Genomic DNA, 21,841 nt, shown 5'->3' on the forward strand with positions numbered 1-21,841 from the left:
ACACAGATAAAATGTTGCCATACTCTGAGACCCGTCGTGACCGGTCTCACAGAATTTTCCACTATGGCGCGCCTGGCAACCCATTAGTAACGTAAATCTATGAAGCCTGTCGCGGTTAACGTCCCCGGAATGACCCTACACTTTCAGATAGTATAAATTGGCTAAGGAGCAGTGAAATGCGAGTTACAGGCATAACCCCGCAGGATCTCAAGGCTTACGGTATTAACGACATCCAGGAGGTGGTTTATAACCCCGATTACGACACCCTTTATCGCGAAGAGCTCGACCCGTCGCTTGAGGGTTACGAGCGCGGGGTACTGACGGATCTGGGTGCGGTCGCCGTCGACACGGGCATTTTTACCGGCCGTTCGCCGAAGGATAAATACATCGTTCGCGACGACACCACGCGCGATACGCTGTGGTGGTCCGATAACGGCAAAGGCAAAAACGACAACAAACCGCTGACGCCAGAAACCTGGCAGCATCTGAAAGGCCTGGTGACGCAGCAGCTCTCCGGTAAACGTCTTTTCATCATTGACGCCTTTTGCGGCGCTAACCCGGACAGCCGTCTGTCGGTGCGTTTTATTACTGAAGTGGCCTGGCAGGCGCATTTCGTTAAAAACATGTTTATTCGCCCGTCCGACGATGAACTGGAAGGCTTCGAGCCGGATTTCATCGTGATGAACGGCGCGAAGTGCACGAACCCGGACTGGCAGGCGCAGGGGCTGAATTCCGAGAACTTTGTAGCCTTTAACCTGACCGAACGGATGCAGCTGATTGGCGGCACCTGGTATGGCGGCGAGATGAAAAAAGGCATGTTCTCGATTATGAACTACCTGCTGCCGCTGAAAGGCATCGCCTCGATGCACTGCTCGGCGAACGTCGGTGAAAAAGGCGATGTAGCGGTATTCTTTGGCCTCTCCGGCACCGGCAAAACGACGCTTTCAACCGATCCGAAACGCCGCCTTATCGGCGATGACGAGCACGGCTGGGACGATGACGGCGTGTTTAACTTCGAAGGCGGCTGCTATGCCAAAACCATTCGCCTCTCTGAAGAAGCCGAACCGGATATCTATCATGCCATTCGCCGCGACGCGTTGCTGGAAAACGTCACCGTGCGTGACGACGGCAGCATCGATTTTGACGATGCCTCGAAAACCGAAAACACCCGCGTCTCCTACCCGATTTACCACATCGACAACATCGTGAAGCCGGTGTCGAAAGCGGGCCACGCGACGAAAGTTATCTTCCTGACCGCCGATGCGTTCGGCGTTCTGCCGCCGGTATCGCGCCTGACGGCCAGCCAGACGCAGTATCACTTTCTCTCCGGCTTTACGGCGAAACTGGCGGGCACCGAGCGCGGCGTGACCGAGCCGACGCCGACCTTCTCGGCCTGTTTCGGCGCGGCGTTCCTGATGCTTCACCCGACGCAGTACTCTGAAGTGCTGGTAAAACGTATGCAGGCGGCGGGCGCGCAGGCGTATCTGGTCAATACCGGCTGGAACGGCACCGGCAAACGCATCTCCATTAAGGATACCCGCGCGATTATCGACGCCATCCTCAATGGTTCGCTGGACGACGCGGAAACCTTTACGCTGCCGCTGTTTAATCTGGCGATTCCGACCAGCCTGCCGGGCGTCGATGAACGCATTCTCGACCCACGCAATACCTACGCCTCGCCGGAACAGTGGCAGGAGAAAGCGCAGCAGCTGGCGCAGCTCTTTATCAGCAACTTTGAGAAATACACCGACACGCCTGCCGGTGCCGCGCTGGTGAGCGCAGGCCCACAGCGCTAACGGGTTAAATGTAAAAACGGCTCCGTAAAGGAGCCGTTTTTTGATGGCGTGAACAGAAAACTAGCTGTTTTTAACTACCGTCGTGCCTACCGGCACCGGCAGCCAGGCGCGAATGCGTAACCCACCGCGCTCGCTCTTGCCGATATCCAGCAGGCCATGGTGATTGTCGATAATACGCTGCACAATCGCGAGCCCCAGCCCGGTGCCGCTGGTGCTACGGGCGCTGTCGCCGCGCACAAACGGCTGCAGCAGGTGTTTGAGCTGGGCAGGCTCAATGCCCGGCCCGTCATCTTCCACCTGAAACCAGGCGCGGTTAAGTTCCGTGCCGCTACTCACTTTGATCCAGCCGTTACCGTAGCGCGCGGCGTTGACCACCATATTCGCCACGGCGCGCTTGATGGAGAGCGGATGAATGCGCAGCGGGATCTCGCCGCTTTGCAGCGCTGTTTCTATCTCACGCTCATAGCCGCTTTCCGAGGCGATCACCTCGCCCAGCACCGCGTTAAGATCGGCGGTTTCCAGCGGCATCTCCTGCCCGGTGCGCAGGTAGTCAATAAACTGCTCGATGATGTCGTTGCACTCTTCGATATCTTTATTGATAGATTCCGCCAGATAGCCGTCGCCTTCGCTCATCATTTCGGTGGCGAGGCGAATTCGCGTCAGCGGCGTGCGTAAATCGTGACTGACGCCCGCCATCAGCAGCGTGCGGTCGTCCGCCAGTTGCTTCACGCCTGCCGCCATATGGTTAAACGCGCGCGTCACCGAACGCACTTCGGAAGCGCCATATTCGCGCAGCGGCGGCGGAATAATGCCTTTACCGACCTGCAGCGCGGCGTGCTCCAGCTCCACCAACGGCCGGTTCTGAATGCGGATAAACAGCCAGGCGCCGCCAATCGCCAGCAGCATGATCGCGAGCGTATAGCGAAACAGCGGGGAGAAATCGCCCTGATGGATTTCGGTGAGCGGCACGCGCACCCAGATGTTGGGCGACAGCCAGGTTTTCAGCCACACCACCGGCGAGCTTTTATTGACCTCGACACGCACTTCCGTCGGGCCGCCAAGCTGCTGTGCCATCTGCTGGCTTAAGAACTCATAATGCTGCGCCCAGCGCAAACCCGCCTCTTCCGCCGCCTCGTTGGCGTAAAGCGAAATCCCCAGCTCGCGGTAGATCTCCCGACGAAACGCCGGCGGCACCACCAGCTGCGTCCCGTCCTCCAGCTGCAGTTTATCGGTCATCAGCATACGCACTTCGTAGGCCAGGACTTTGTTAAACTGCTGGAGGCTCGGCAGGATGGCGAAGTTAAGCACCACCAGGTATGTCGTCACCAGGCTTGCGAACAGCAGGGTGACGATAAGAAGCAGCGTGCGGGCAAAAGAACTGCGAGGCGAGAAGCGCAGCTTCCTCATGCTTTAGCGCCGTCCGGCACAAAGACGTAGCCCAGGCCCCAGACGGTCTGGATATAGCGCGGATGCGCCGGATCTTCTTCCACCATGCGGCGCAGACGGGAGATCTGCACGTCGATGGAGCGTTCCATCGCGGAGTATTCACGCCCGCGCGCCAGGTTCATCAGCTTATCGCGCGACAGCGGCTCGCGCGGGTGGCTGACCAGCGCTTTCAGGACGGCGAATTCACCGCTGGTGAGCGGCATCGGCTCATCTTCGCGGAACATCTCGCGCGTTCCCAGATTGAGCTTGAATTTCCCGAAGGCGATAATCGCTTCTTCCTGCGACGGCGCGCCCGGCAGTTCGTTGGCCTGACGGCGCAGAACCGCGCGGATGCGGGCCAGCAGCTCACGCGGGTTGAACGGTTTAGGAATATAGTCGTCGGCACCAATCTCCAGCCCCACGATACGATCGACCTCTTCGCCTTTCGCGGTGACCATGATGATAGGCATCGGGTTGCTCTGGCTGCGCAGACGGCGGCAGATAGAAAGCCCGTCTTCACCAGGAAGCATCAGATCAAGCACCATCAGGTGGAAGGACTCGCGGGTCAGCAGGCGGTCCATCTGTTCGGCGTTTGCCACGCTGCGCACCTGGAAGCCCTGCTCGGTGAGGTAACGCTCAAGCAGCGCGCGCAGGCGCATATCGTCATCCACCACCAGAATCTTGTAATTTTCCTGCATTGTGTTTACTCCCAAAGGCTCAAACAGTTGTAACGCCATTCTAAAAAAGTGTGCGTCAGCCGGTGAGTTAAATCTGGTATATATTGTAGTCGAAATTGTTACAAAGCATATTTAACAGCAGCTTATCTTCACTTTTCATCACAAAACCGACGTATCCCCAGGGGGCGATATGACGACGCTGCCAACCTCAGCTTTCATCATAAACGAACTGGCGCGTTTCGTATGCTGGCCGGGTTGTTTCTGGCATATGGGACAAGCGCGTTTTCGCGCGCCAGGCGCTTCACATTCGCTACCGCGCCCGCTAAGGTACGGACGTTAAAATTCTCAGCGAAGGCCAGCCGATGAAAACGCCGTTAATAACCCGCGAAGGCTACGAAAAACTGAAAAAAGAGCTCGATTATCTGTGGCGCGAGGAGCGGCCCGAAGTCACCAAAAAAGTGACCTGGGCGGCAAGTCTTGGCGATCGCAGTGAAAACGCCGATTACCAGTACAACAAAAAGCGCCTGCGCGAAATCGACCGCCGCGTGCGCTATCTCACCAAATGCCTTGAGAACCTGAAAATCGTCGATTACTCGCCGCAGCAGGAAGGCAAAGTCTTTTTCGGCGCCTGGGTTGAGGTGGAAAATGACGACGGCGACGTGAAGCGTTTTCGTATCGTCGGCTATGACGAGATTTTCGGGCGCAAAGATTACATCTCCATCGACTCCCCTATGGCCCGCGCGCTGCTCAAAAAAGAGGAAGGCGACGTGGCGACCGTCCAGACGCCGGGCGGCGAAGCCACCTGGTATGTGAACGCCATTGAGTATGTGAAGTAAGCCCTTTGCGGATAGCTCCGAAACCCGCCGCGGGCGCGGCTACGGCTGGCATTTTTACCCTTCAGTCCGTATAACTGTGCCCTGACTTTTTGTACATAACAGATGATATTGCCATGATGAATGATTCGCTCAGTCGTATTATCGCCAGTGAGCTTCAGGCCAGGGCTGAACAGGTAGACGCTGCCATTCGCCTGCTTGATGAAGGGAACACCGTGCCGTTTATCGCACGCTATCGTAAGGAGGTCACCGGCGGTCTGGACGACACCCAGTTGCGCCAGCTGGAGACGCGTCTGGGTTATCTGCGCGAACTCGAAGAGCGCCGTGCGGCTATCCTCAAATCGATTGCCGATCAGGGCAAACTGACCGATGAACTTCAGGCGGCCATTACCGGCACCCAGAGCAAGACCGAGCTTGAAGACCTCTATCTGCCTTACAAGCCGAAGCGCCGTACCCGCGGGCAGATAGCGATTGAAGCGGGCCTTGAGCCGCTCGCTGACCTGTTGTGGAACGAGCCGTCTCACGACCCGGAAGCGGAAGCCGCAAAATTTATCAACGCCGATAACGGCGTGGCCGACACCAAAGCCGCGCTCGACGGCGCGCGTTATATCCTGATGGAGCGCTTTGCCGAAGACGCGGCGCTGCTCGCCAAAGTGCGCGACTACCTGTGGAAAAACGCGCATCTGGTTTCTACCGTGGTGCCAGGCAAAGAGGAAGAAGGCGCGAAATTCCGCGACTATTTCGCCCACCACGAACCGATCGCCACGGTGCCGTCGCACCGCGCGCTGGCCATGTTCCGTGGTCGCAACGAGGGCGTATTGCAGCTCTCGCTGAACGCTGACCCGCAATTCGACGAGCCGCCGCGCGAAAGCTACTGCGAACAGATTATTACCGATCATTTAGGGCTGCGCCTGAATAACGCCCCGGCCGACAGCTGGCGTAAAGGCGTGGTGAGCTGGACCTGGCGCATCAAAGTGCTGATGCATCTGGAAACCGAGCTGATGAGCACGCTGCGCGAGCGCGCCGAAGACGAGGCGATTAACGTGTTCGCCCGTAACCTGCATGACCTGCTGATGGCCGCGCCTGCCGGGCTGCGCGCCACAATGGGCCTCGATCCGGGCCTGCGTACCGGCGTTAAAGTGGCGGTGGTTGACGCCACCGGCAAACTGGTCGCGACCGATACCGTCTATCCGCACACCGGCCAGGCGGCGAAAGCGGCGGTCGTCATCGCCGCGCTGTGTGAGAAGCACAATGTGGAGCTGGTCGCTATCGGCAACGGCACCGCCTCCCGCGAAACCGAGCGTTTCTTCCTCGACGTGCAGAAGCAATTCCCGAAAGTGACGGCGCAGAAAGTGATTGTCAGCGAAGCGGGCGCGTCGGTGTATTCCGCCTCTGAGCTGGCGGCGCAGGAGTTCCCGGATCTCGATGTGTCGCTGCGCGGCGCGGTCTCTATCGCGCGTCGTCTGCAGGATCCTCTGGCGGAACTGGTGAAAATCGACCCGAAATCTATCGGCGTGGGCCAGTATCAGCATGACGTCAGCCAGAGCCAGTTGGCGCGCAAACTCGATGCGGTAGTGGAAGACTGCGTGAACGCCGTGGGCGTCGATCTCAACACCGCGTCGGTGCCGCTGCTGACCCGCGTGGCAGGCCTGACGCGCATGATGGCGCAAAATATTGTGGCCTGGCGCGATGAGAACGGTCAGTTCCGCAACCGCCAGCAGTTGCTGAAAGTCAGCCGCCTGGGGCCGAAAGCATTTGAGCAGTGCGCGGGCTTCCTGCGTATTAACCACGGCGATAACCCACTCGACGCCTCAACGGTTCACCCGGAAGCCTATCCGGTGGTGGAGCGCATTCTGGCGGCGACGGAGCAGTCGCTGCGTGATCTGATGGGCAACAGCAGCGCGTTGCGTAACGTGAAGGCGGTAGATTTTACCGATGAGCGTTTCGGCGTGCCGACCGTGACCGACATTATCAAAGAACTGGAAAAACCCGGCCGCGACCCGCGCCCGGAGTTCAAAACCGCTCAGTTCGCCGAGGGCGTGGAGACGATGAACGATCTGCAGCCGGGCATGGTGCTGGAAGGCGCGGTGACCAACGTGACCAATTTCGGCGCGTTTGTGGATATCGGCGTGCATCAGGATGGTCTGGTGCATATCTCGTCGCTCTCCGACAAATTCGTTGAGGATCCGCACACCGTGGTGAAAGCGGGCGATATCGTGAAGGTGAAGGTGCTGGAAGTCGATTTGCCGCGTAAGCGTATCGCGCTAACCATGCGTCTTGACGAGCAACCCGGCGAAGGCAACGCGCGGCGCGGCGGCGGAAGTAGCCGCGAGGCGCAGAAGCGTCCGGCGCAGAATAACCGTAAACCGGCGCGCGACAGCAACGCAGGCGGCAACAGCGCGATGAGCGACGCGCTCGCCGCCGCGTTCGGTAAAAAGCGGTAATCCGCAGTCGTGGAACAAGAAAGGCCGGGAAACCGGCCTTTTTTATTATTTTTTGGAGGGTCCCATTGGCGGGTGCGCTTCGCTTACCCGCCCTACGTTTTGACAGACGTTTTGGTTCAGTAAGGTGGGTAAGCGCAGCGCACCCGCCACACCATAAAAGGCATTTTGCGTATTTGTAGGGTGGGTAAGCGCAGCGCACCCGCCACATCATAAAGGGCAGTTTGCGTATTTGTAGGGTGGGTAAGCGCAGCGCACCCGCCTTTCTTCGACAGGTAAAACACCTCGCCGCCTTAAAAAACCTCACATCCGGAAATAAACGCCAACATGTGCGCGGTTACATTTTTCATTTTAATAACAACAGGCACTAATAAATAACATGCCGAACGCGCACAGGAATAAATTGTCTGTACGTTTAAATTTAATTAAATGAAAAATAAAGCATAAATAAATTGAAAACTTTTATTGCAAATACCCCATGCCGCATTTTTTGCGCCAGAACAAATAAACCTCAGAAAGTCTCGCCGCGCTGCAATATTCTATTGAAGATAAAAACCATTCTCATTACCATCTTAAGCAGATAAACAACGCCTTCCCGCGCAATAATCGGCTCCCGGCCGTTGTATCGCCACGGTTCACCGCCGCTGAGCGCATTCGGAATAAGCAGGTCCTATGCAATTCACACCTAATAGCAGCTGGAAAATTACGGGTTTCGCCCGGGAAATTAGCCCGGCCTATCGCCAAAAACTATTGTCTCTCGGCATGCTGCCAGGCTCATCGTTTGAGGTAAAACGCGTGGCTCCGCTGGGTGACCCGATTCATATCGAAACCCGACGCGTAAGCCTGGTGCTGCGAAAAAAAGATCTGGCGCTTTTGCAGGTTGAAGCAGCCCGCTGAACTATTTCTGTGTTGAGTTAACGCAAATGAAAAAATTAACCATCGGCTTAATCGGCAATCCGAACTCCGGCAAAACTACGCTGTTTAACCAGCTTACGGGGGCGCGGCAGCGCGTGGGCAACTGGGCCGGCGTGACGGTCGAACGCAAGGAAGGCAGCTTCGCGACGACCGATCATCAGGTAACGCTGGTCGATTTGCCTGGCACCTACTCTCTGACCACCATCTCCTCACAAACGTCGCTCGATGAACAGATCGCCTGCCACTACATCCTTAGCGGCGAGGCGGACATGCTGATAAACGTGGTGGACGCCTCCAACCTTGAGCGCAACCTCTACCTGACGCTGCAACTGCTGGAGCTCGGCATCCCGTGCGTGGTCGCGCTCAACATGCTCGATATCGCTGAAAAGCAAAATATTCGCATTGATATCGACGCGCTGGCGAAACGCCTCGGCTGTCCGGTGGTGCCGCTGGTCTCCACCCGCGCACGCGGGATAGACAGCCTGAAGCTCACGCTTGACCGTCACACGCGCAACGAGACTATCGAGCGTGTGCATTACCCCGCCCCGCTCGTTGACGCGGCCGAAACGCTGGCGGCGGTGATGCCTCACGAACTCACCCTCCAGCAGCGCCGCTGGCTCGCCCTGCAAATGCTTGAAGGCGATATTTACAGCCGCGGCATCGCGGGCGATGCCGCCGCACGGCTCCCGCAAATCCAGGCGCAGCTTGAAAGCGAGCTTGACGACCCGGCGCTGCACATCGTTGACGCCCGTTATCAGAGTATTTCGACGATTTGCGATGCGGTCAGCAACAGCCTCACCGCCGAACCGCACCGCCTCACGGCCGCGCTGGATAACATCATTCTCAACCGCTTTCTGGGCCTGCCCATTTTTCTTGGCGTGATGTATCTGATGTTTCTGCTCGCCATTAACATCGGCGGCGCGTTGCAACCAATTTTCGACGCGGGTTCTGTAGCCGTGTTCATTCACGGGCTGCAATGGGTCGGCTATACGCTGCATTTTCCCGCCTGGCTGACGCTGTTCCTGGCCCAGGGGATTGGTGGCGGTATTAATACCGTGCTGCCGCTCGTGCCGCAGATCGGCATGATGTACCTGTTTCTGTCATTTCTTGAAGATTCGGGTTATATGGCCCGCGCGGCGTTTGTGATGGATCGCCTGATGCAGGCGCTGGGCCTGCCGGGTAAATCGTTCGTTCCGCTGATCGTCGGCTTTGGCTGCAACGTGCCGTCAGTCATGGGTGCCCGTACGCTCGATGCGCCGCGCGAACGGCTGATGACGATTATGATGGCGCCGTTTATGTCCTGCGGCGCGCGTCTGGCGATTTTCGCCGTGTTTGCCGCTGCCTTTTTTGGCCAGCAGGGTGCGCTGGTGGTCTTCTCGCTCTATCTGCTCGGCATTGTGATGGCCATCCTGACCGGCCTGATGCTGAAATATACGATCATGCGCGGCGAAGCCACGCCGTTCGTGATGGAGCTGCCGGTATACCACGTGCCGCACCTGAAAAGCCTGCTGCTGCAAACCTGGCAGCGTCTGAAAGGCTTTGTACTGCGCGCCGGGAAAGTCATCGTCATTGTCAGTGTGTTCATTGGCGCGCTGAACAGCTTTTCGTTCAGCGGCAAGACCGTAGACAACATTAACGACTCCGCGCTGGCCTCCGTCAGCCGTGTACTGACGCCGCTTTTAACGCCGATCGGCGTTCATGAAGATAACTGGCAGGCCACCGTTGGGTTATTCACTGGCGCGATGGCGAAAGAAGTGGTCGTCGGCACGCTGAACACGCTTTATACCGCCGAGAATATTCATGAAGCGCCATTTGACGCGGCCAGTTTCAGTCTGAAGGACGAACTGACCGCCGCGCTGGCGGAAACCTGGCAGAGCCTGAAAGATACCTTTAGCCTGAGCGTGCTGGCGAACCCGATTGAGGCAAGCAAAGGCGACGGCGAAATGGCAACGGGCGCGATGGGCGTGATGAGCGCGAAATTTGGCAGCGAAGCCGCCGCTTATAGTTATCTGATCTTCGTGCTGCTCTACATTCCCTGCATTTCGGTGATGGGCGCTATCGCTCGTGAATCGAGCCGCGGCTGGATGGGCTTTTCGATTCTCTGGGGGCTGAATATCGCGTATTCGCTGGCGACACTGTTCTACCAGGGCGCGACCTTTCAGACGCATCCGCTCTTTAGCCTGACGGCGATGCTGGCGGTGGTATTGTTTAACATCGCGCTGCTGACCGCGCTGCGCCGGGCGCGTAGCCGGGTCGATGTCAGCCTGCTGGCGCCACGCCGCGAGGCGCGCTGCTGCGAAACCACCGCCGGAGAGTGTCACTGATGGCAACGCTAATCGAAGTGCGCGATCTGCTGGCGCTCTCGGGAAGAATGGACGCGCAGCGTATCAGCGAACAGCTCGCGACGCCGATGCCGCTGGTCAACGCGATGCTCAGTCGCCTGGAAGCGATGGGAAAAGCGGAACGTCAGGAGGAGTGGCTGTCGGGCTGCCTGAGCGGTAGCTGTCGCCACTGCCCGGAAGGCAAGGCGTGCCGTAAAGAGGTGTGGCAATTGCGCTAACAGACAGGGCGGGCCTGATGCCCGCCCTTTTTATTGATAAACGCGTTATTTATACACATCCGCCGTGGCGTGAATGTCTTTGCCGGTTTTCTCGCCGCTGGTGATGACATAATATTTGCCACCCATTTCATCGGCTTTCTTAACCAGTTCGGCTTTCGCATCCATCGGCGCGGTGCCTTTGTCAGAGACGATAGTGCCGATTTTGGTGAGATTCATCTCTTTGACTTTATCTTTTTGCAGCTCCTGTGCCGCCATCGCGCCAAAAGAGAGCGACCCCACAACCACAGACAACAGCATACCGGTGCGTAATTTCATATGAATGACTCCCTGCTCAGATGATGTGAAGGGCGGGATAAAAACGCCCGATAACAATGACATGTAAAGTATGGCGCGCTTTTACCGGTTTGCCAGGCGAGCCTTCAGCGCCAGCAGCGCATCGCAGAATTCGCGCGGGTGAGAGATGAACGGCGCATGAGCCGCTTTCTCAAATACCTGCGATTCGCTGTCAGGAAAACGTGCATCAAGCAGCGCAGCGACCTTGCGCAGCACCAGCCCGTCGAGACGCCCGTAGAGGCGTAAAAACGGTCCCTGCCAGGCGGTAAGCGCCTCGCGCAGATCGGCGGTTTTCAGGATCTCCAGCCCGCCGTTTAATACGTCAGCACCAGGCATCGGCTGCGCCAGCACGATGGATTTCAGCACGCGCGCGTCCTGGCGCGCCGTCTCGGTGCCGAGCGTTTGCAGCGCGAGAAAACGCTCGACCGTACGCTGAAAATCCTCACTCAGCTGACGCTGAAAACCGCTTAAAACTTCCGGCTTGATGCCGGGCCAGTCGGCACCCGCCTGAAAACAGGGGGATGAAGCGACCGTCACCAGCGCGTCAACCCGCGACGGTTCACTGAGCGCGACCTGGCTTGCCACCAGCCCGCCGAGGCTCCAGCCGAGCCAGATGGCGCATTCGGGCGCGCGGCTCGCCACCAGGCGCGCCATCTCGTCGAGCGTCAGCGCGCCATAGCCCTGGCTGCGCCCGTAACCCGGCAGATCCACCAGGTGCAGCGTAAAGTGCGAGCTTAATTCCTGCGAAATGCAACGCCACACTTCGGCATTCAGCCCCCACCCGTGCAGCAGCACAAGATGACAATTTCCTTCGCCCGTGGTCTGCCACCAGATGTCGTTCATCCGTTACTCTTCTCATGATTGATGTACAAGGAGGTCGTCATGCTAACAATACCGGGGATGTGTTGGCTATGCCGGATGCCGCTGCGCGTGCCGGGATGGGGAATTTGTTCGCGCTGCCAGCGGCGGCGGCAGGTGGCGGTGTGCCCACAGTGCGGCATGCCTGCCGCGCTTGAGACGCAACCATGCGGCCGCTGCCTGCAAAAGCCCCCCGTCTGGCAACGGCTGCTCGCCGCGAGCGATTACGCGCCGCCGGTAAGCGGGCTGGTGCATCAGTTGAAATTTCAGGGACGTACCGCGCTTGCGCCGGCACTCGCCCGTTTGTTGCTGTTAAAAATCCTGGCGGCGAAACGCGCAGACGCCCTTCCCAAAGCGGATCTTATCATCAGCGTGCCGCTACACCGCACACGCGCCTGGCGGCGTGGTTTTAACCAAAGCGCACTTATCGCCAGGGCGCTGTCACGCTGGCTTGGGATACGCTACGCGCCGGACGCGGTAGCGCGAATCAAAGCGGCTCCGCCCCAACGGCAGCTCAGCGCCCGCCAGCGGCGCAGCAACCTGAAAAACGCCTTCCGGGTTGAATTACCGGTGGCGGGTCTCCATATCGTTATTGTGGATGATGTCGTCACAACAGGGAGTACTGTTGCCCAAATCGCGCGCCTGCTTAAGCGCAACGGCGCGGCGACTGTCCAGGTATGGTGCCTGTGTCGAACCTTGTAGAGCCTCGATGATGGGCGTATTATAACCAACTAAAATAGTCAACTATTAGGCCATTGCTATGATCCGTATTTCCGATGCCGCCCAGGCACACTTTGCCAAGCTACTGGCAAGCCAGGAAGAAGGGACGCAGATCCGCGTATTCGTTATCAATCCAGGCACCCCGAATGCTGAATGCGGCGTGTCCTACTGCCCGCCCGACGCCGTGGAAGCTACGGATACCGCACTGAAATTCGACCTGCTCACCGCGTATGTCGACGAACTGAGCGCGCCGTATCTGGAAGATGCGGAAATCGATTTCGTGACCGATCAGCTGGGCTCGCAGCTCACGCTGAAAGCGCCTAACGCGAAAATGCGTAAAGTGGCGGATGACGCGCCGCTGATGGAGCGCGTGGAGTATATGCTGCAGTCGCAGATTAACCCGCAGCTGGCAGGCCACGGCGGTCGTGTCACGCTGATGGAAATCACCGACGAAGGCTACGCCATTTTGCAATTCGGCGGCGGCTGTAACGGCTGTTCTATGGTGGACGTGACCCTGAAAGAAGGTATCGAGAAGCAACTGCTGAACGAGTTCCCGGAACTCAAAGGCGTGCGCGATCTCACCGAACACCAGCGCGGCGAGCACTCTTACTACTAAGCGCTATCGCCCGCCATTAAAAAAGCCCGCTTTCAGCGGGCTTTTTTTTCGCGTATCCTCGGAATAAAAAAACCCGCACAAGGCGGGTTTTTTTTGCGTCGATTTCACTGCTCAGGGCTGACCCGTCATCGCTGTCGGAAACCGCGCAGAGCGAGCGATTAGATGGCAGTTACGTTCGCAGCTGCCGGGCCTTTCGCGCCGCTTTCAACGGAGAAAGAGACCTTCTGGCCTTCTTCCAGGGTTTTGAAGCCGTTGTTCTGGATAGCGGAGAAGTGAACGAAAACGTCCTTGCTGCCGTTGTCCGGAGTGATGAAGCCGAAACCTTTTTCCGCGTTAAACCATTTTACTAAACCAGTCATTTTGTCAGACATGTTATCACCTTAAAAAATCATTGAGCCTTACGGCGTTGCGTGGCCTGCATAACAGAATTTACTTAGCGCTTATGGAGGAGACTCAAAAAGAAGGGATATCTTGGGATAACACTTGAAATGAGAACTGCTTTACTAAACTGCTTTTCGACGGGTCTGTCTCGCAAACCGAGGAGTGCATTAACGCATGATGGCTCACACAACGCAAGCTTTTTATTGCATCTGTGAAAAATAGTCGCCCCTGCGCATGTGCACGACGCAGGGGCGAGCGATTACTTACGTTTTGCTGGCTTCCCCGCCGACGCGGCGCGGCGACGTTTATCCAGATCTTTAATCAACCGGTTCACGGTGTCATCAGCAAACATCGCTTCCAGCCCGACAGTGAGCTTGCGCCGCCAGTTTTTATACTGATCGCTGGTGCCCGGCACGTTGACCGGCTGCGCCATATCCAGCCAGTCTTCCGGCTGCAGACCGAGCAGCGCGCTGTTGCTGTCGGCGATATAGCGCTGGAGCGCGCGGTTCAGCGTGGCGCCCATTTTCATGCGCGCGGCGTGATGCCCTGCGCGTTTCGGCAGGCAGCCATGCTGGTGCAGGCTCTCCAGCAAACCCTGTTTGGCCCGCTCGCGATCGGCGTACAGCCCCTTTAACACCTCTTCGTCGGGATAGAGCCCGAGCGTTTTCCCAAGCGTTAAATCGCCGCTTTCCCAGTAGCCGCGCAGCGTCGGCAGATCGTGAGTGGTCGCGACCGCCATCGCCTGCGACGTCCAGCGCTTTGGCGCGCGGAAGCGGCTGCCGCCTTCGTTTTCAAAGTAGAGCACTTTGTACGAATAGACGCCGCTGTCGCGCAGCTTGCCGACAATTTCCGCCGGAACCGTACCGAGATCTTCGCCGATCACCATGCAGCGGTGGCGCTGGCTTTCGAGTGCGAGGATCGCCAGAAGATCGTCGACCGGATACTGCACATACGCGCCTTTATCCGCCGTTTCGCCATACGGGATCCACCACAGGCGCAGCAGCGACATCACATGGTCGATGCGCAGTGCGCCGCAATTCGTCATGTTGGCGCGCAGCAGTTCGATAAACGGCTCGTAAGCGCGCGCCTGCATCACGTGCGGATCCATCGGCGGCAGGCCCCAGTTCTGACCGAGCGGCCCCAGAATATCCGGCGGCGCGCCAACCGATGCTTTCAGACAGTACAGCTCACGGTCGCACCAGGTTTCCGCGCCGCCTTCCGCCACGCCGACCGCCAGATCGCGATACAGCCCGATCGGCATACCGTGCGACTGACTGGTCTGCCAGCAGCGGGCAAACTGCTCATACGCGAGCCATTGCAGCCAGAGGTAGAAATCGACCTCATCAGCGCGGTTTTTACAAAACGCCTGCACTTCCGGGCTGCTGGTGTTCTGATACGCTTTCGGCCAGGCGGGCCAGCCCCAGCGCATCGGATCTTCCTGCGCCTGCCAGGCGTGAATGGCGTCGAACGCCGCCTGCCAGTAGAGGCTTTCGCCCGCGCGCGCCACGAAATCGCGAAACGCCACCACATCGTCATCATCCGGGCCGCGCGTGGAGAAGCGCGCCCAGGCCATTTTCAGCGCGGTGAGCTTGAGCATGGTCACGGTGGAGTAATCGACCCACTGCGACTCCCGGGCGGCTTTCAGCGCCTGCTGCGTGGATTTAAGCTTCCACCACGCCTGCGCCTCATCGCTGCGCCTGAAATCCTCCACCGCGTTCACGTCGATGTAAATGACGTTAAGCCAGCGGCGAGAAGACGGACTGTACGGGCTTGCGCTCTCCGGGTTCGCCGGATAAAGCGCGTGGATCGGGTTTAAACCGATAAACGCGCCGCCGCGCGGGCCCACTTCATTCAGCATCGCTTGCAGATCGCCGAAATCCCCGATGCCCCAGTTATTTTGCGAGCGCAGCGTATAAAGCTGGACGCACGCGCCCCAGAGTTTTTTACCCTCACGCAGCGCCTGCGGCTCATAGCAGCGCTTCGGCGCGACAATAAGCCGACAGTGCCAGCGGCTGTCGTCACGCGTGAGCGTCAGCGTGTGATACCCCTCGTCAAGCTTCGTCGGCAGCGTCAGTGCCTCGCCGCCGCGCGCGTTGCCGCTAAACTGCTCGCCGGTTTCGCTGGTGAGCAACCAGTGGTAATCGCCGCGGCCCTGCGGCGTTAACTGCATACGGCGGCTCTTCGCCACCACTTTTACCGGCGGCAGCGGCGATTTATCGGCCGCTTTCGGCGCGGCCTCCGGGTTCATCGCTTCCAGCAAACGCCGTTTGGTCTCAGCGCCAATCGCCTGCGGTTTGCCGTGCGCATTGATGTAGTTAGGGCTAATCCCCGCCGCAAGGGCGGAGGAGTCAAGGCGTTTGCTTTCCATGGCGGCTCCTTTTAGCGTTTTGCCTGCCAGATACGTTGCTGATAATCGCGGATGGAGCGGTCAGAGCTGAACATGCCGCAGCGCGCGGTGTTGAGGATTGCCGCACGAGTCCAGGCTTCCTGGTCGCGGTAGAGCACATCCACCTGCTTCTGGGCTTCAACATAGGCCGCGAAGTCCGCCATCACCAGGTACGGGTCGCCGCCCTGTTTCCCGAGGCTATGCAGCATCTGATCGAAAGCGTGTTTGTCGCCGTTTGCGTAGACGCCTTTTTCCAGCTCTTTGAGCACTTCATCCAGCAGTTTGTCTTTCTTGCGCCATTTCACCGGGTCATACCCTTTGGCTTTCAGCGCTTTCACTTCTTCAACCGTGTGGCCGAAGATAAAGATATTCTCTTCGCCCACCTGCTCAGCAATCTCGACGTTCGCGCCATCCAGCGTGCCAACGGTGAGCGCGCCGTTAAGCGCCAGCTTCATGTTGCCGGTGCCGGATGCCTCTTTGCCGGCAGTCGAGATCTGCTCGGAGATATCCGCTGCCGGGATCATCATCTCGGCGACCGAGACGTTGTAATCCGGCAGGAAGACCACTTTCAGCTTATCGCCGACCTGCGGATCGTTATTCACCGCCTGCGCGACTTTGTTGATAGCGTAGATGATATTTTTCGCGAGGTAGTAACCCGGCGCGGCTTTTGCACCGAACAGGAAGACGCGCGGCACGCGGTTCGCGTTCGGGTTTTCGCGAATTTCTTTGTACAGCGCCAGGATGTGCAGCAGGTTGAGATGCTGGCGTTTGTACTCGTGAAGGCGTTTGATCTGCACGTCAAACAGCGCGTTCGGGTTGATTTCAATGCCGGTGCGGGCGTGAATATACGCCGCCAGACGCTGTTTATTTTCCTGCTTGATGGTGCGGTAAGCCTTGCGGAATGCCGCGTCGTCGGCATATTTCTCAAGGCCGGCCAGCGCATCGAGATCGTTTACCCATTCTTTTTTCAGCGTTTTGTCGATAAGCGCGGCCAGCGCCGGGTTGCACTGTTTGATCCAGCGACGTGGCGTGATGCCGTTGGTCACGTTGTGGAATTTATTCGGCCAGAGCTGATGGTATTCCGGGAACAGGTCTTTAACGACCAGATCGGAGTGCAGCGCCGCTACGCCGTTCACCGCAAAACCACTTACCACGCAGAGATTCGCCATACGCACCTGGCCGTTGTGTACTACTGCGAGTTTCGCCCAGACCGCCTCGTCGCCAGGCCAGGTTTTCGTCACCAGTTTTTTAAAGCGCGTGTTGATCTCTTTGATTATCTGCATATGACGCGGCAACAGCGTGCGGATCAGACGCTCGTCCCAGCACTCCAGCGCTTCCGGCATCAGGGTGTGGTTGGTGTAGGCGAAGGTGCGGCTGGTGATCGCCCAGGCGTCGTCCCAGCTCAGCTGATGCTCGTCGATCAGCACGCGCAGCAGTTCCGGGATGGCGATGGTCGGGTGCGTGTCGTTGAGCTGGATGACTTCGTGATCCGGCAGCTCGGCCAGCTTGCGGCCCGCCAGATGATGACGGCGCAGAATATCGGCAACGGAACAGGCGCACTGGAAATATTGCTGCATCAGGCGCAGCTTTTTACCCGCCTGATGGTTGTCGTTCGGGTAGAGAACTTTAGTCAGTTTTTCCGCGTCGATGCCCTGCTGCTCGGCACGCAGGAAATCGCCGTCGTTAAATTTGGTCAGATCAAACGGATGGGCGTGCGTCGCCTGCCACAGACGCAGCGGCTGCGCCACGCTGTTACGATAGCCCACCACCGGCAGATCCCACGCTTCGCCGGTGATGATAAACCCTGGCACCCAGCGCGCGGTTTTTCCCTCTTTGACCACTTTCCCGCCGATGCCGACCTGCACATCCAGCGCCTCGTTATGGGTAAACCATGGATAGCTGCGGCGGTGCCAGTCGTCCGGCGCTTCCATCTGCTTGCCGTCTTCAAAAGACTGACGGAACAGACCGTACTGGTAGTTCAGTCCATAACCGGTCGCGGACTGTCCTACGGTCGCCATCGAATCCAGGAAGCAGGCCGCCAGACGCCCCAGACCACCGTTGCCAAGCGCCGGATCCGTTTCCTGCTCCAGCAGATCGCCCAGATGGATATTGTGGCTTTCCAGAATCCGGCTCACCTCATCGTGCCAGCCGAGATTGAGCAGATTGTTGCCGGTCAGACGGCCAATCAGGAATTCCATCGAGATGTAGTTGACGTGGCGCTGTTTCGCCTGCGGCTGATGCGCCGGGATCGCGACAAGCATGTCTGAGAGCGCGCCGCTGACCGCCTGCCACCACTGGCGCTGCGTCATTTCTTTGGCGCTATGTAAACCAAAACGCTGCCACTGACGGGTCAGCGCAGCCTCGAATTCGGTCGGATTAAAGGTGGGCTGTGACATAGTAAATCGGAGTCCTGTAGCAAAAATAAGGAGAATTTTCGCTAGTTTGCCCCGCCCCCTGAGTGAATTCCTCCTCCTGCGCAGGATTAGCCAGGGAGGAGAAACGGGGAGTAGCAAAAACTGTGATCTACGGCACTAAAACCCCCACAAAAAGCGGTAAACCCTGCGGAAACATCTGCAAAACGTACCGCTTCATTCGACATATTCCCCTTGAGAGCACGCGAAAGCGGAAGCGCTGTTACAGCGGAAACGAATTCTCACTAAAAATAACGCTTCAGCTCCCTTCCGGCGCATTTTTACGGTGATTCTGCGCACAAAACCCACTGAAAATATGGCAGGTTTGCAAGGTTTACTGTGCCAGTGGCGAAATAAAACTCATCCACGCCTTAACGCAAAGCCAGAGCCAACGGCCTTTGCAGGCGAACGGGGGCGAAATATTCACAGAAAAAATGGAAATGTGACAGAGTGCAACTTTAACGTGCCCAAAAAAGGACATAACTTGCATTCATGCTGATTCTGTCCGACCTTAATTTAGTATTAATTACGAAGCTCAAAAAAAATCGTCATCTCTTTGCCTCCTGCACAGTGAAGTGATCCTATGTTGATACCGTCTAAGTTAAGTCGCCCGGTTCGTCTTGAACACACTGTGGTTCGTGAACGTCTGCTGGCTAAATTATCCGGCGCTAGCAACTACCGGCTGGCGCTAATCACCAGCCCCGCCGGCTACGGAAAAACGACGTTAATTTCCCAGTGGGCCGCAGGTAAGACGGAGCTGGGCTGGTATTCGCTTGACGAAGGCGATAACCAACCGGAGCGCTTCGCCAGCTATCTTATCGCTGCTATTCAGCAGGCGACCGGCGGGCACTGCGCCAGTAGCGAAGTGATGGCCCAGAAACGCCAGTACGCGAGCCTCTCTTCCCTTTTTGCGCAGCTTTTCATCGAGCTGGCGGCCTGGCCGCGCCCGCTCTTTCTGGTGATTGATGATTACCATCTCATCACCAATCCGGTTATTCATGAGGCGATGCGCTTCTTCCTGCGTCATCAGCCCGATCATCTGACGCTGGTGGTGCTTTCGCGCAACCTGCCGCAACTGGGTATCGCTAACCTGCGCGTGCGCGAGCAGTTGCTCGAAATCGGCAGCCAGCAGCTCGCCTTTACGCACCAGGAAGCGCGCCAGTTTTTCGACTGCCGCCTGAGCCAGCCCATCGAACCGGCGCAAAGCAACCGTCTTTGCGACGACGTCGCAGGCTGGGCCACCGCGCTGCAACTCATTGCGCTTTCGGCACGTCAGAATACCGGCGCGGTGCATCAGTCGGCGCGCCGGCTGGCAGGCATTAACGCCAGCCACCTGTCCGATTACCTGGTCGATGAAGTGCTGAATAACGTCGATAACGACACCCGACAGTTTTTACTGAAAAGCGCCCTGCTGCGCTCAATGAACGACGCGCTGATTGCGCGCGTGACCGGCGAAGAAAACGGCCAGATGCGGCTGGAAGAGATCGAACGCCAGGGGCTGTTTTTGCAACGGATGGATGATTCCGGTGAATGGTTCAGCTATCACCCGCTGTTCGGTAGTTTTCTGCGTCAGCGCTGCCAGTGGGAGCTGTCGACCGAGCTGCCGGATATCCACCGCGCCGCGGCGGAGAGCTGGATGGCGCAGGGGTTCCCGAGCGAGGCGATTCACCACGCGCTCGCGGCGGGCGACGCCAGTATGCTGCGCGACATCCTGCTTAATCACGCCTGGGGGCTGTTCAACCACAGTGAACTCACTCTGCTGGAACAGTCTTTAAAAGCCCTGCCCTGGGAAAGCCTGCTGGCGAACCCGCGCCTCGTGCTGTTGCAGGCCTGGCTGATGCAAAGCCAGCACCGCTACAGCGAAGTCAACACCCTGCTGGCGCGCGCCGAGCAGGAGATGAAAGGCGAAATGGACGACACGCTGCATGGCGAATTCAACGCCCTGCGCGCGCAGGTGGCGATTAACGACGGCGACCCGGACGAGGCCGAACGGCTGGCGATGGTCGCGCTGGAGACGCTGCCGCTGGCGAATTTCTACAGCCGCATCGTGGCGACATCCGTCCACGGCGAAGTGCTGCACTGCAAAGGCGATTTAACGAAATCGCTGTCGGTGATGCAGCAGACGGAGCTGATGGCGCGCCGTCACGATGTCTGGCACTACGCGCTCTGGAGCCTTATCCAGCAGAGCGAAATTCTCTTCGCCCAGGGCTTTTTGCAGGCGGCCTGGGAGACGCAGGAAAAAGCCTTTACGCTTATCCAGGAGCAGCATCTCGAACAGTTGCCCCTGCATGAATTCCTGCTGCGTATTCGCGCGCAGCTGCTGTGGGCCTGGGCGCGGCTGGATGAAGCGGAAGCCTGCGCGCGCACCGGAATGACCGTGCTGGCGAACTACCAGCCGCAGCAGCAGTTGCAGTGCCTGGCGCTGCTGGTGCAGTGCTCGCTGGCGCGCGGCGATCTCGACAACGCCCGCAGTCACCTCAACCGTCTCGAAAATCTGCTCGGTAACGGGCATTACCACAGCGACTGGGTCTCTAACGCCGACAAAGTGCGGGTGATCTACTGGCAGATGACCGGCGATAAAGCCGCCGCCGCGGCCTGGCTGCGCCAGACGCCGAAACCCGCCTTCGCCAATAACCACTTCCTGCAAAGCCAGTGGCGCAATATCGCCCGCGTTCAGATCCTGCTTGGCGATTACGAGCCTGCAGAGATGGTGCTGGAAGAGCTTAACGAAAACGCCCGCAGCCTGCGTCTGATGAGCGATATCAACCGCAACCTGCTGTTGCTGAATCAGCTTTACTGGAATGCCGGTCGCAAAAGCGACGCCCAGCGCGTGCTGATGGAGGCGTTAACGCTCGCCAACCGCACCGGGTTTATCAGCCATTTCGTGATTGAAGGCGAAGCGATGGCGCAGCAGTTGCGTCAGCTGTTGCAGCTCAATACGCTGCCAGAGATTGAACAGCATCGCGCGCAGCGCATTCTGCGCGACATTAACCAGCATCATCGCCATAAATTCGCGCACTTCGACGAGAACTTCGTCAATAAGCTGTTGAATCATCCGGAAGTGCCGGAGTTGATCCGCACCAGCCCGCTGACCCAACGCGAATGGCAGGTGCTGGGGCTTATCTACTCCGGTTACAGCAACGATCAGATTGCCGGTGAGCTTGATGTGGCGGCGACCACGATTAAAACGCATATCCGCAATTTGTATCAGAAGCTTGGTGTGGCGCACCGTCAGGACGCCGTTCAGCACGCCCAGCAGTTGTTGAAGATGATGGGGTATGGGGTTTAGGGTGAGCAGTAATCCACGTTAATGGTGGGTGCGCTGCGCTTACCCACCCTACAAAAATCGGCATGAGCTACACCGTAGGGCGGGCAAGCGTAGCGCACCCGCCTCACAAGCCCCGCGGTGAGCTACACCGTAGGGCGGGTAAGCGCAGCGCACCCGCCATTCCATCAACAACTACACCGCAAACCCCACGTCACCGCAAA

Annotated in this window: 16 protein-coding genes; 9 read left to right on the top strand and 7 right to left on the bottom strand. The window is 58.2% G+C overall.

Going from position 1 to position 21,841, the window contains the following annotated elements; translation table 11 throughout:
* The first annotated feature begins 176 nt into the window (after positions 1-176).
* Positions 177-1,796 carry a phosphoenolpyruvate carboxykinase (ATP) gene (gene pckA / locus G6041_RS19790; protein WP_012126385.1) on the top strand — a complete coding sequence of 540 codons (1,620 nt, stop codon included), beginning with the start codon at positions 177-179 and terminating at the stop codon, positions 1,794-1,796.
* A 60-nt stretch (positions 1,797-1,856) separates the two neighbouring features.
* Here pckA and envZ read toward each other — a convergent pair whose 3' ends face one another.
* Complete coding sequence (gene envZ, locus G6041_RS19795; protein WP_004385526.1) at positions 1,857-3,203, bottom strand: two-component system sensor histidine kinase EnvZ; 1,347 nt, start codon at positions 3,201-3,203, stop codon at positions 1,857-1,859.
* Entirely contained in the window at positions 3,200-3,919 is a 720-nt protein-coding gene (gene ompR / locus G6041_RS19800; protein ID WP_004385525.1) for an osmolarity response regulator transcription factor OmpR, read from the bottom strand. Before ompR ends, envZ begins: the two co-directional genes overlap by 4 nt.
* Before the next feature lie 341 nt (positions 3,920-4,260).
* On the opposite strand from ompR, the gene greB reads away from it, so the two are divergent.
* From greB to feoC, 5 genes are all read left to right on the top strand, one after another.
* Entirely contained in the window at positions 4,261-4,734 is a 474-nt protein-coding gene (gene greB / locus G6041_RS19805) for a transcription elongation factor GreB (RefSeq protein WP_004385524.1), read from the top strand.
* Positions 4,735-4,847: 113 nt separating this feature from the next.
* A complete protein-coding gene (locus tag G6041_RS19810) occupies positions 4,848-7,175 on the top strand; it encodes a Tex family protein (RefSeq protein WP_012126383.1) in 2,328 nt (775 codons plus the stop codon).
* A gap of 669 nt (positions 7,176-7,844) precedes the next feature.
* Positions 7,845-8,069 (top strand): ferrous iron transporter A, encoded by a 225-nt coding sequence (feoA, locus tag G6041_RS19815; RefSeq protein WP_004386395.1) that lies wholly within the window; start codon positions 7,845-7,847, stop codon positions 8,067-8,069.
* Between the two features lie 26 nt (positions 8,070-8,095).
* Positions 8,096-10,411, top strand: a complete 2,316-nt coding sequence (gene feoB, locus G6041_RS19820) for a Fe(2+) transporter permease subunit FeoB (protein ID WP_012126381.1) — start codon at positions 8,096-8,098, stop codon at positions 10,409-10,411.
* A complete protein-coding gene (feoC, locus tag G6041_RS19825; RefSeq protein WP_012126380.1) occupies positions 10,411-10,647 on the top strand; it encodes a [Fe-S]-dependent transcriptional repressor FeoC in 237 nt (78 codons plus the stop codon). Before feoB ends, feoC begins: the two co-directional genes overlap by 1 nt.
* A 45-nt stretch (positions 10,648-10,692) precedes the next feature.
* On the opposite strand, the gene G6041_RS19830 is transcribed toward feoC, so the two are convergent.
* Together G6041_RS19830 and bioH are read right to left on the bottom strand one after the other, a co-directional pair.
* Positions 10,693-10,962 carry a YdgH/BhsA/McbA-like domain containing protein gene (locus G6041_RS19830; RefSeq protein WP_004386392.1) on the bottom strand — a complete coding sequence of 90 codons (270 nt, stop codon included), beginning with the start codon at positions 10,960-10,962 and terminating at the stop codon, positions 10,693-10,695.
* An 81-nt stretch (positions 10,963-11,043) separates the two neighbouring features.
* Positions 11,044-11,823, bottom strand: coding sequence for a pimeloyl-ACP methyl ester esterase BioH (gene bioH / locus G6041_RS19835; RefSeq protein WP_012126379.1), 780 nt, complete (start codon positions 11,821-11,823; stop codon positions 11,044-11,046).
* Between the two features lie 39 nt (positions 11,824-11,862).
* Between bioH and gntX the strand changes: the two genes are divergently transcribed.
* Both gntX and nfuA read left to right on the top strand, forming a co-directional pair.
* A complete protein-coding gene (gene gntX / locus G6041_RS19840) occupies positions 11,863-12,540 on the top strand; it encodes a DNA utilization protein GntX (RefSeq protein ID WP_029464283.1) in 678 nt (225 codons plus the stop codon).
* A 58-nt stretch (positions 12,541-12,598) separates the two neighbouring features.
* Positions 12,599-13,174, top strand: a complete 576-nt coding sequence (gene nfuA / locus G6041_RS19845) for a Fe-S biogenesis protein NfuA (RefSeq protein ID WP_004386390.1) — start codon at positions 12,599-12,601, stop codon at positions 13,172-13,174.
* Between the two features lie 158 nt (positions 13,175-13,332).
* Here nfuA and cspE read toward each other — a convergent pair whose 3' ends face one another.
* The 3 genes from cspE to malP all read right to left on the bottom strand — a co-directional run bounded on the left by cspE (position 13,333) and on the right by malP (position 18,337).
* On the bottom strand, positions 13,333-13,545 hold the full coding sequence (cspE, locus tag G6041_RS19850; RefSeq protein ID WP_004386389.1) for a transcription antiterminator/RNA stability regulator CspE: 213 nt from the start codon (positions 13,543-13,545) through the stop codon (positions 13,333-13,335).
* Between the two features lie 269 nt (positions 13,546-13,814).
* Positions 13,815-15,923: a 4-alpha-glucanotransferase gene (gene malQ / locus G6041_RS19855; protein WP_012126378.1), complete on the bottom strand. Its 2,109-nt coding sequence runs from the start codon at positions 15,921-15,923 to the stop codon at positions 13,815-13,817.
* 11 nt (positions 15,924-15,934) lie between these two features.
* Complete coding sequence (malP, locus tag G6041_RS19860) at positions 15,935-18,337, bottom strand: maltodextrin phosphorylase (RefSeq protein ID WP_012126377.1); 2,403 nt, start codon at positions 18,335-18,337, stop codon at positions 15,935-15,937.
* 598 nt (positions 18,338-18,935) lie between these two features.
* Here malP and malT point away from each other — a divergent pair.
* Positions 18,936-21,641 (top strand): HTH-type transcriptional regulator MalT, encoded by a 2,706-nt coding sequence (gene malT / locus G6041_RS19865; RefSeq protein ID WP_012126376.1) that lies wholly within the window; start codon positions 18,936-18,938, stop codon positions 21,639-21,641.
* Positions 21,642-21,841 lie beyond the last annotated feature (200 nt).

The sequence above is a fragment of the Cronobacter sp. HA18003 genome (assembly GCF_011605905.1).
GTDB classification, from domain to species: domain Bacteria; phylum Pseudomonadota; class Gammaproteobacteria; order Enterobacterales; family Enterobacteriaceae; genus Cronobacter; species Cronobacter sakazakii.

Excerpts from the sequence above, each read along its gene's own strand:
- pckA (WP_012126385.1), top strand. The coding sequence starts at position 177 with ATGCGAGTTACAGGCATAACCCCGCAGGATCTCAAGGCTTACGGTATT.
- envZ (WP_004385526.1), bottom strand. The coding sequence starts at position 3,203 with ATGAGGAAGCTGCGCTTCTCGCCTCGCAGTTCTTTTGCCCGCACGCTG.
- ompR (WP_004385525.1), bottom strand. The coding sequence starts at position 3,919 with ATGCAGGAAAATTACAAGATTCTGGTGGTGGATGACGATATGCGCCTG.
- greB (WP_004385524.1), top strand. The coding sequence starts at position 4,261 with ATGAAAACGCCGTTAATAACCCGCGAAGGCTACGAAAAACTGAAAAAA.
- G6041_RS19810 (WP_012126383.1), top strand. The coding sequence starts at position 4,848 with ATGATGAATGATTCGCTCAGTCGTATTATCGCCAGTGAGCTTCAGGCC.
- feoA (WP_004386395.1), top strand. The coding sequence starts at position 7,845 with ATGCAATTCACACCTAATAGCAGCTGGAAAATTACGGGTTTCGCCCGG.
- feoB (WP_012126381.1), top strand. The coding sequence starts at position 8,096 with ATGAAAAAATTAACCATCGGCTTAATCGGCAATCCGAACTCCGGCAAA.
- feoC (WP_012126380.1), top strand. The coding sequence starts at position 10,411 with ATGGCAACGCTAATCGAAGTGCGCGATCTGCTGGCGCTCTCGGGAAGA.
- G6041_RS19830 (WP_004386392.1), bottom strand. The coding sequence starts at position 10,962 with ATGAAATTACGCACCGGTATGCTGTTGTCTGTGGTTGTGGGGTCGCTC.
- bioH (WP_012126379.1), bottom strand. The coding sequence starts at position 11,823 with ATGAACGACATCTGGTGGCAGACCACGGGCGAAGGAAATTGTCATCTT.
- gntX (WP_029464283.1), top strand. The coding sequence starts at position 11,863 with ATGCTAACAATACCGGGGATGTGTTGGCTATGCCGGATGCCGCTGCGC.
- nfuA (WP_004386390.1), top strand. The coding sequence starts at position 12,599 with ATGATCCGTATTTCCGATGCCGCCCAGGCACACTTTGCCAAGCTACTG.
- cspE (WP_004386389.1), bottom strand. The coding sequence starts at position 13,545 with ATGTCTGACAAAATGACTGGTTTAGTAAAATGGTTTAACGCGGAAAAA.
- malQ (WP_012126378.1), bottom strand. The coding sequence starts at position 15,923 with ATGGAAAGCAAACGCCTTGACTCCTCCGCCCTTGCGGCGGGGATTAGC.
- malP (WP_012126377.1), bottom strand. The coding sequence starts at position 18,337 with ATGTCACAGCCCACCTTTAATCCGACCGAATTCGAGGCTGCGCTGACC.
- malT (WP_012126376.1), top strand. The coding sequence starts at position 18,936 with ATGTTGATACCGTCTAAGTTAAGTCGCCCGGTTCGTCTTGAACACACT.